The 9259-nt window shown below is 35.8% G+C and carries 11 protein-coding genes; 1 reads left to right on the forward strand and 10 read right to left on the reverse strand.

Translation table 11 applies throughout. The annotated features are described in order from the left end of the window. Positions 1-69: 69 nt before the first annotated feature. The 7 genes from B371_RS0103995 to B371_RS0104025 form a co-directional block, all read right to left on the reverse strand. Positions 70-1449, reverse strand: a complete 1380-nt coding sequence (locus B371_RS0103995; RefSeq protein ID WP_019413014.1) for a cell wall metabolism sensor histidine kinase WalK — start codon at positions 1447-1449, stop codon at positions 70-72. A 439-nt stretch (positions 1450-1888) separates the two neighbouring features. Then, entirely contained in the window at positions 1889-2440 is a 552-nt protein-coding gene (locus B371_RS0104000; RefSeq protein ID WP_019413015.1) for a redoxin domain-containing protein, read from the reverse strand. 18 nt (positions 2441-2458) lie between these two features. Then, complete coding sequence (locus tag B371_RS0104005) at positions 2459-3217, reverse strand: cytochrome c biogenesis CcdA family protein (protein WP_019413016.1); 759 nt, start codon at positions 3215-3217, stop codon at positions 2459-2461. Then, the gene (locus B371_RS0104010; protein ID WP_019413017.1) at positions 3204-3863 is read right to left on the reverse strand and encodes a hypothetical protein; all 660 of its coding nucleotides are present in this window, start codon (positions 3861-3863) and stop codon (positions 3204-3206) included. Before B371_RS0104010 ends, B371_RS0104005 begins: the two co-directional genes overlap by 14 nt. A gap of 252 nt (positions 3864-4115) precedes the next feature. Then, positions 4116-4520: an OsmC family protein gene (locus B371_RS0104015; protein ID WP_019413018.1), complete on the reverse strand. Its 405-nt coding sequence runs from the start codon at positions 4518-4520 to the stop codon at positions 4116-4118. 73 nt (positions 4521-4593) lie between these two features. Next, positions 4594-5661: an ATP-binding protein gene (locus B371_RS0104020; protein ID WP_083844937.1), complete on the reverse strand. Its 1068-nt coding sequence runs from the start codon at positions 5659-5661 to the stop codon at positions 4594-4596. Further along, positions 5648-6346, reverse strand: coding sequence for a response regulator transcription factor (locus B371_RS0104025; protein WP_019413020.1), 699 nt, complete (start codon positions 6344-6346; stop codon positions 5648-5650). The genes B371_RS0104020 and B371_RS0104025 overlap by 14 nt, the downstream gene beginning before the upstream one ends. Before the next feature lie 557 nt (positions 6347-6903). On the opposite strand from B371_RS0104025, the gene B371_RS0104030 reads away from it, so the two are divergent. Further along, positions 6904-7506: a cyclopropane-fatty-acyl-phospholipid synthase family protein gene (locus tag B371_RS0104030; protein ID WP_019413021.1), complete on the forward strand. Its 603-nt coding sequence runs from the start codon at positions 6904-6906 to the stop codon at positions 7504-7506. Positions 7507-7877: 371 nt separating this feature from the next. Here B371_RS0104030 and B371_RS23350 read toward each other — a convergent pair whose 3' ends face one another. From B371_RS23350 to B371_RS0104045, 3 genes are all read right to left on the reverse strand, one after another. Next, positions 7878-8021 (reverse strand): hypothetical protein, encoded by a 144-nt coding sequence (locus B371_RS23350; RefSeq protein WP_019413022.1) that lies wholly within the window; start codon positions 8019-8021, stop codon positions 7878-7880. A gap of 344 nt (positions 8022-8365) precedes the next feature. After that, complete coding sequence (locus tag B371_RS21250) at positions 8366-8863, reverse strand: GNAT family N-acetyltransferase (RefSeq protein ID WP_019413023.1); 498 nt, start codon at positions 8861-8863, stop codon at positions 8366-8368. 53 nt (positions 8864-8916) lie between these two features. Further along, on the reverse strand, positions 8917-9259 hold a 343-nt coding region (locus tag B371_RS0104045), incomplete at its 5' end, for an HAD hydrolase-like protein (protein WP_019413024.1).

Here is a 9259-nt window from a genome sequence, read left to right on the forward strand (position 1 = left end):
CTCCTCACGTATCAACACCATACGCTCCGGTGCTCGAAGGCTACGCCGCCTCGACCTACTCGGCTCTTTTTATGCTCCTTTTTGAACACTCACTTTAAGGAAAATTGTAAATGTCGACCCTTCCTCCGTACTGCTGCCAATTATATCGCCATGATGTGATTCAATAATTTGTTTGACCACATATAAGCCGAGTCCAGTTCCTCCGGTTTTTCGTGTCCTGGATTGGTCCACACGGTAGAATCGTTCCCAAATTTTCGGTAACTCTTCAGAAGGGATTCCGATACCAGAGTCTATAATTTCAATGATGACAAAATCACTTTTTAAATAAGAGCGAACTGTAATCTCACCTTTAATGGTATATTTAATCGCATTTTCAATAAGATTATAAAAAACTTGCTCCATTCTTTCCAAGTCCACAGAAATCTCCGGTAAATCAGCCTGGCATTCAGTTTTAATGTCTAACCCTTTTTTTCTTGCTGCAGGCATCAGGTTTGAAACCACTTTTTCAATAAGTTCATTAATCATGGTTATTTCTTTATTTAATTCAAATTTCCCTACCTCAATCTTGCTCATTTCAAAAAGATCATTAACTAGAAAAGTAAGCCGACTAGCTTCCTTATTAATTATATTCAAGTAATTCTCTAGATCCTCTTTATTGGAAACTTTCCCCTTTGCAAGAATATCGCTATACCCCTTAATATACGTTAACGGCGTACGGAGTTCATGAGAAACATCTGCTAAAAATTCGTTTCTACTGTTCTCGAAATACTGCAATTGTTCTCCTAGTAACTGTATCGAAATACCAAGTTGTGCAATTTCATCATTTCCTTTAACTGAAATAACTTGCTTGTATTTCCCTAATGCTATTTTATTTGTCGCCTCTTTCATGAGAACAAGAGGTGTCGTCAATCTCTGTGAAATAAACCCAATAAGTCCAAAAGCCAGCAACAAAATACCTAAGCCTGAGACAATGAATAAAACATTCATGACATAAATAATTTCTCTTAAGTTTTTAGATGGGTAGTACATATACACATAACCAGCATTATTTTTCATTGGGGATATGGTAATAATATATTTGTGCTGCCTCCAATTGCTTTCTAAAACATGGGCAGTTTGTTTACTTTCTTTGTCCACCAAATGATTGTTCATATCTTGGTCAGGAGTTTTCGATGATGCGAGCACTTTTTGATTAATATCTGTTATTAGCACACTCGTCGAAGCACCTCTTTCCATCTCAAGTACATGTCCAACGGTTTCTTTGTTGGGGCTTTCGGCTACGATTCTAGCATGATTATTTCCTCTAACTTGCAAATCCTGCTTAATGTAGTCAACAAATAAATTGGTAAATACACCGTACAATATGAATCCGAGAATCAAAAACAACGCGATAAATATTGTGCTAAACAATAGACCGATTTTTAACGTGATGCCTAAATTATTTTTCATTCATATGCTCCTTAAAGGTGTGCAAGATAAACCCTTTTCACTTTATCAATTGATAATATTAATTTCCTACACTTTTATCATAATCTAAAAATGTTGAGAAAGTATGAAGAAATTAATAAAAAACTAACTTTTTAATATCACTAAGTGCCTTTATATACTTTTCATGGTAGATGGTAACTTACGTAAAACGTAAGCCATGTGGTTTCTTATCTTTAAACAAAATAAACGAGCGGTGACCAATGCCACCGCTCGTTTATTTTGTTTTAGGAAATCATGCGGTTAATTGTCACAGAGGAAACCTTGCAACCTACCAAATCATATGGATTAAATAGAGTCTTAGAAGCTTTATCTTTTTGAATCAAATCAAAAATGTTTAGAAGAAATTATCAATTTCCCAAGGCTTACGGGTAAAGCTCCTGGCTTTTGTAACAATAAAGGTTCATTTCATCTTTTCTATTTCTTGAATCATTAGATCATGGTTCATTGCACCAATCGCAATATATTGTATTCGACCACTTGAATCAATCATATAAGAAGTAGGGTATGCCCGGACTTGATAGGTATCTGCCACATCAGAGTTTGCATCCATCAGTATCGGAAAAGTCAAACCGAAATCTTTTACAAACTCAGAGACGGCTTCCTCTGACTCTTGCAAATTAACCGCTAAAATCTCTACATCCACGTCCGGCTGTTCATATAGTTTCTGCATGTCTGGCATTTCTGCTCTGCATGGTGGGCACCAAGTAGCCCAAAAGTTTATGAAGACTCGCTGTCCTCTATAATCAGATAAACGGGTAGTTTCACCCTCCAAAGTTGTCAGTTCAAAATCAGGTGCTATTTTACCGATTGCAAGTCCTGTCTCTTCAGACCCCACAGTCTCTTCAATGCTTGTATCTTCTTTGTTTGCTGTCTCTTCCTTTGAATTTACTAGATCATAAACAGTCCAACTGACCATTAACGCTATAACCGCAACAAGAATTGTTTTTTTCATTGATGTTAACCTCCATATCTATCCTAGTTTTGATAACCAAGTATCATCTATTAATTCAAGTAGAAATCCTGTAATAAGTGGCATCAGGCCAAAAAATAACACTAGACCCATCATAATCATTATGACGCCGCCCACTTTCATAATTACTTGGCTTCGGCGAACAATCCATTTCGTCGATCCAAGGAAAAAAGTTAATATAAGGAAAGGCAAAGCAAAACCAATTACGTACATGACCGTGTAAAAAAGGCCTTCGCCGGGATTACTTGCAGCCAAAAGTAAGATGGACCCGAAGATTGGTCCAATACAAGGGGTCCAGCCGGCTGCGAAGCCTAGACCAATAAAAAATGTCCCTATATATCCAGCTGGCCTTTTTGAAAATTGGAAACGTCTTTCCTTCATTAAATTTGTAATATTAATCCAACCAGCGATAAATAATCCCATAATAACTATAAAAATTCCGGCAATGCGCTGGATAAATAAACCTGAATCACCCATTAATAAGGTTTGAAGCCATTCTCCTAAAAAAGAGGCACTGGCTCCCAGACTAATAAAAATCAATGAAACGGCCGATAAAAAGACGATTGAATGGCTCAATAATTTCTTGTGGATTTCAGAGCTTTGATTTCCCTGCAATTCTTTTACACTGATTCCTGTTATGTAGGATAGGTACGCAGGAAAAATGGGCAGTACACAAGGTGACAAAAAGGAGAGAGCCCCTGCACCGAGAGCCAGCAGCATTCCAACAACTAAGACTGTATCTGTTTCAATTCCGCTCAATATAACCACTCTTTCTTTGATTTATTATGAGTAGGGTAAAACTCATTGCAAAAAACACTCCTACAAACCATGGTTTCATCATATACCCGAATACCGTAACAAAAGGTTGGACAGTAGTAATAATGAATATTCCTAAGGTCCATCCGATTAACAATGCGCTTATTAAGGTATTGCTTCCCTTACGTCCTTGGACGGTTAGGAATAGGATGAGAAGAATCGCCAGTAAAATCATATAGCCAAATGAATATGTATTGTCATTCCAGACAAACTGCATAAATTCATACAAAAATGAAGCAATTAAAAACACAAAAATAAAAGATGGGATAAACAACACCACATTGATTTGACCCCGTTGAGATTTATAAAAAAGCAACAATGCGCTGAATAACACAGCTACATAAAACGCACTCGAATCGCTGGGATAAGCCAATATAGCCAATGGATCACTGATGAATACAGGAAAATTCAAGATGATTTTTCCCATCCAAATAAAGAGCACGAAATTAATAAGTTGCGAAGTTATTTCTTCTATATGTCTTTTTCTCTTCTCCTTGGGTAAATCACTCATCATGTAAAAAGCTAGGATTCCTCCAAATATACTAATAATAATAATAAAAATTGATATTAATTTAGTGGTCTCTACCATTGATGTACCCCGTTTCAATGTGTTTTGTTAAAAGCAACTCCATTATGTGCCCCAATATTTTATAACCATTTGACTTCTATACACAATCCACTTGGTTGAACCGATATGAGTTTCCATATAAGAAAATGGAGGGTTGCCCATTCCGATACCATTCTCAGACATTTTTGCTCTCTATGCATTTAGCATGAAAAAGCTGAGAACCAACCAACGAGCAAGTGCCGGTATATAAAGGCCCGCCTATCTGAAAATAGATCAACGGACATCACCATTGAATGTTGTCGTCTTGACAATGAAAGTTAGATCTATCGATGCAATGACAGACTGAATCATTCCACAATTTTTGATGACTAAATCAGCTATCTTCATTGCATTTTGTTCGCTTAATGATTGGTCTGTTTGGACATAGGCAGTGATGGAAAGTTGTTCAATTCGATTTGCCTGATCAGGATTCCTGAAAGATGAGACTTCCAGCTCTATCCTTTTATGCTCAACCCTTTTCTTTTTCAAAATATTTCCGAGCAAAGTTCCACTGCATCCGATTAAAGAAGAGACAAAAAGTTCATATGGACGATAACCAATTGTGTCGTTAGGAGAAATAGGTAGCGATCCGAAACCTAAATCGCCAACTATTTTTTCGTTCTCGATTGTAAATTTCAATTTGAACTAACCCCCTTTCAGTTTGATTATGAACAATGTTTGTTAATATTTGATTAAGACAAACTTTTCCATATTATTGAGTCATCGGGTGTAAAGGAAAGTTCAGCCAAAAAGTATGATGAGTACCATCTGTATCCAGACCGATACTGCCTTTATGTGCAGTGATAATGCTTCGGCTAATTGCAAGCCCTAGACCTGCTCCGTCGGACTTAGTACTTCTTGATTCTTCAAGACGGTAAAACCGTTCAAAGATCATTGACTTTTTTTCAGGATCAATAAATCGACCAGAATGAGTAAAAGTTATGATATATCTATTGTTTTTTATCTCTCCATTAATCTTCAAGAATGTTCCCGTATTATAATCAAGAATGTTTTGAAGCATGTTGGTAAAGACTTGCATAAGGCCATCTCTATTACCCAATATCCCAGCATCCTCGATGTTGAATTGCATATCCATGATTTGATTCTGTAGTTTCAATCGAAATGCTGTTAAAGACTCTGATAGTACATGGTTAATTTTTACTTGTTCAAACTGTTTTTCCAAGAAATAATTGCCGTTATTCCAAGAATTTAATTCTGTTATAAGCTCAACAATTCTTGTGATTCGTCGGGATTCTTCCAACAGGGAACCAAATAATTCAGGGTTCCCATCAATTACTTTGTTTTGCAGTGCTTCTAGATAACCGTTTATATTTGTCAATGGAGTCCGAAGCTCATGTGCAATATCCTTCAGCATTTCTTCCCTTTGTTCTTGAACGGAAGAGAGAGTTTCTGACATTGAATTGAAGTTTTCAATTAGTCCCTTCATTTCTCCTGTAGCAGAACTTTCAATTTTGGAAGGCGTTTTTCCTTCTTTGATTTCTTTTGCCGCAATCGATAAATGCTTAATGGGACTAACAATTTTTTTGACTGTGAAATAATGAAACAATCCTGCAATAATAAATGTCACAAGACTTATTTTCCAAAGGAATCCATTCAATGTATCAACAAGTTCCTGTCCAGAGACTTGTTGTGAATTGACCAAATAACAGGCATACTCCGTCACAGACAAAGCAGCAAGGAGAATGACGAGCAGGATAACGAAGCTATTCAACGCAACCAATTTTGACAATAGGTTGGAAAAATTTCTAAAGACCCACAAATTTATACCCCATTCCCCTTACAGTCTTAATATAATCTTTAGGTGTCTTTTCACCAATCTTTCCTCTCAAATGCTTGATATGAACATCAATGGTTCGGTCAGATACAGCTTTTTCATTATTTTCGTAAATCATATTTAGGATTTGTTCCCTGGATAAAACCTGACTGGGATGCTGCATAAATGTATGGAGCAACTTAAACTCGAAGTGGGTTAATTCAAGCTGTTCTCCATTTATCCATGCTTCGCCTTTTGCAGGTTTAATCGTAAACCCTGTAAAACTTAACTTTCCGCAACGGCTTGACGTTCTCCTTAAAACAGCTTCTATTCTTACCATTAATTCAGCAGGGCTGAAAGGCTTGATAACATAGTCATCAGCCCCTAATTTAAAGCCTTCTATCTTGTTTTTTTCTGTAGCTTTTGCCGTAAGCATGATAATGGGCATCATATTTTTCAAATCTTCCCGCACCCACCTGCATATCTCTTCACCGCTGATTCCTGGTAACATGAGATCAAGTATCAAAATACATGGATCGAGTTGTTGAATTTTATCCTTTGCTTCAGCTCCATTTTCAGCTTCAATGACCTCATATCCGTCCTTGATTAAATAGATCTTAATGAGATTCCGGATTTTTGGATCATCTTCCACAATTAATACAGACTTCCCAATAAGATTCGTTTGATTCATGTTTTTCCCCTTTTCTACAATTGAAATATACTAAAGACAGACAGCCATGCACTGATTTTCTGCATTTGTACGCTTAATACATTCCTTCATTAAAATTTAAAATTGAGCAATCCTGCCATCTGTAAAACAAATACAATGTTTAGTAGCCCAGCATAATGCGTTTTCGGTAATTCATTAGCAGATTACCCAAAAAGCTAGCAGAAGCACCCATTTCAACAAAGATAATACTAAATCAATAATAAACTCAAAGGACCTCAAGTATAGAAATGTACGATTGAGGTGCAATTTAAAGTTTTCAATTTTACTACCAGTTAGATTGGGTAATATGTGCAGTTAATAGAGGAAAACATATGGAGAGAGACACAGTATCCCTGCTGCGAAAGCAAAAAACATCCTAATTCATCATAACAACACTTCTTTACAACCCATTATGAATAGGATTTGTTAAGGTTTGATTAAGAAACCGTATTATTTACTAATTAATTCAGGTTCAAATGAATAATAGGGACTTCATGTTAAAATGAATAAAATATTCTTATCAAAAAAGGAGAATTGCTTTGAATTATTGGAATAATCGTTTTCAAGATGCGAAATATGTGTATGGAACAAAACCAAATAAATTTTTACAAGATATGCAGAAAAAACTTCAATTAACTGGTGACGCTCTGACAATTGCAGAAGGTGAAGGTCGTAATGCAGTTTTTATAGCTGAACAAGGAATGAACGTTACGGCTTGGGATTATGCGGAATCTGGTCTAGAAAAAACAAATAAGCTTGCTGAAACAAGAGGTGTAACCGTTAAAACAGAACTTGTTGACTTAATTGAAGCTCAGTGGATAACCAATCAGTGGGACGAAATTGTTTGTGTTTTTGGGCATTTCCCGGAAGAATTGCGAAAGAAAACACTTCGAGGTGTAAAAGAGGCAGTAAAACCAGGTGGATACTTCGTGACAGAAGTATATTCACTCTATCAGATTCCATATAATAGTGGGGGTCCACCAAAATTGGAGTTATTATATTCTCCAGAAGAGTTTTTACAAACGTTCTCAGATTGGCGTATTGTTCACTTTTTCATGGGAGAGGTCGTGCGACATGAAGGAGAGCTACATAACGGGTTGTCACATGTCATTCAGTTTGTTGGACAAAAACCGTTAGAATAAAGTAGGAAATTACCTACAAATGTACTATTATAGGACTTTGTATAGTGAATATATCCAGCCATCAATTTATTTGATGTGCTGGCTATTTTTTTCGGTTACTTCAACAAATAGCTATACACTTAGTTTATTGCCTTTAGACTAAATGAACCTTTTTCTTCAAACGGCTTAAATTAGTTTATTACACAGCGTTTGATGTTAAATAAGTCAATCGCAAAACAAATATTAGGATTAGCTCTATTTTTTTCATTTTACGTCTATAGCCATAATGGCTTAAAAACCAATTTTTTCAAACTATTCTCAGACGTCGCTGCATATGCTAGGTATTTAAACAGGAAAAACGACCGAGTACCTTTTACGATACCGAACGTTTATTATTTATCTTTTTTTATGATTGTTCGATACATTTCATTTACCATATCCATGAAAGTTTTATCCTCCGTCAAATCATGAAGTGGCGCATCTGTTTGAACTCCGTCGATTACCGTATATAATTCTCGTTTTAATTTTTCCGGCAATTACTTCACTCTTTTTTGTTTTTTAAATCTTCCTATTTAATGCGTTTTTCTGGCCTTCGTCAGTGATCTTATAATTGAATTGAAATACCTCGTGGTGATGCGCGAAATAGGTATACTCAACATTCGTTTCATTTTAAATTTACACTTGCATAGTAGGATGGCAGCTTAAATCCTCATTTGTCTTCAATCGATTCAATTTCCTTTTTTTCAAAACCCATTTCTTCAATTAGTTAAGTAGCCACTCTATATTTGTAGATATATTTATTTACTTGGATGGATGCTATTGGCACAATCACTATTATAACCAGAATAGCTAATAGAATAGTTCTGATAATTTCTTAGTTCTATTCATTCTCCCAGCCACCACTTGTACTATTTGATCTCTCTGTGTAAATCATTTTTAAGAATTCAAAACTACCACCATTGGTGTCTTGAATAAACGTATCTCCTTCTACAAATCCAATTTTTTTATATACTTTTATCGCTCGTTGATTAAAAGTGACTACTGATAATGTTATGTATTCTGGTTTATATGTAGATTTGGCGAAAGCCAATCCTGCTTTTAAAAATTCCAATCCTTTTCCTTTACTCGTTAAATCCGGTCTCATTCCTAATCCTAAATCAATTGTATTATCCGCTACTTTATTAAAACTAAAGAATCCAATAAGCTCATTGTCATTAACAACAATAAAGTTCGAATGTCCGCGTTTATCAGGGTCAAGAAATTCGACTAAATCTTCTTTATCTGACTCCATATTATAATAAGAGAACTTACCCTGGTAATGCCAATTATGAGCTATATCTTGTGCATGATTTTGCGTCATTACTTCGAATGTAAACATGATTCTTTCCCCTTTATATCATCACTTTTCTATAGACATGAAACCTTTTCTTGTTAACTAAAGTTCGTTAAGATCCCTCTAACAGCCTCTAATAAGTTTTCTGCAATGTAATCTGGTTCTATGTCCTGCCATTTATGCCTATGCTGGTTTAAAGAAGATTTACCCCAACCCGTTAAGACCAATATCTTCGTTGCTCCAACTGCATGAGCTGCTAACATATCGGTAGATCCTACATCCCCAATCACAATACATGTTTTCAAATCAAGGTTATGTATTCTTGCGGCCTCTAATAGCAGTCCGGGCTTAGGTTTATGGCACTCACACTCATCATTTTGACTATGGGGACATATAAATGCATCATTAAACCCATAAGAACTAACCCGACTTTCGGCTTGA

It is taken from the genome of Paenisporosarcina sp. TG20 (assembly GCF_000286315.1).
Classification (GTDB): Bacteria; Bacillota; Bacilli; order Bacillales_A; family Planococcaceae; genus Paenisporosarcina.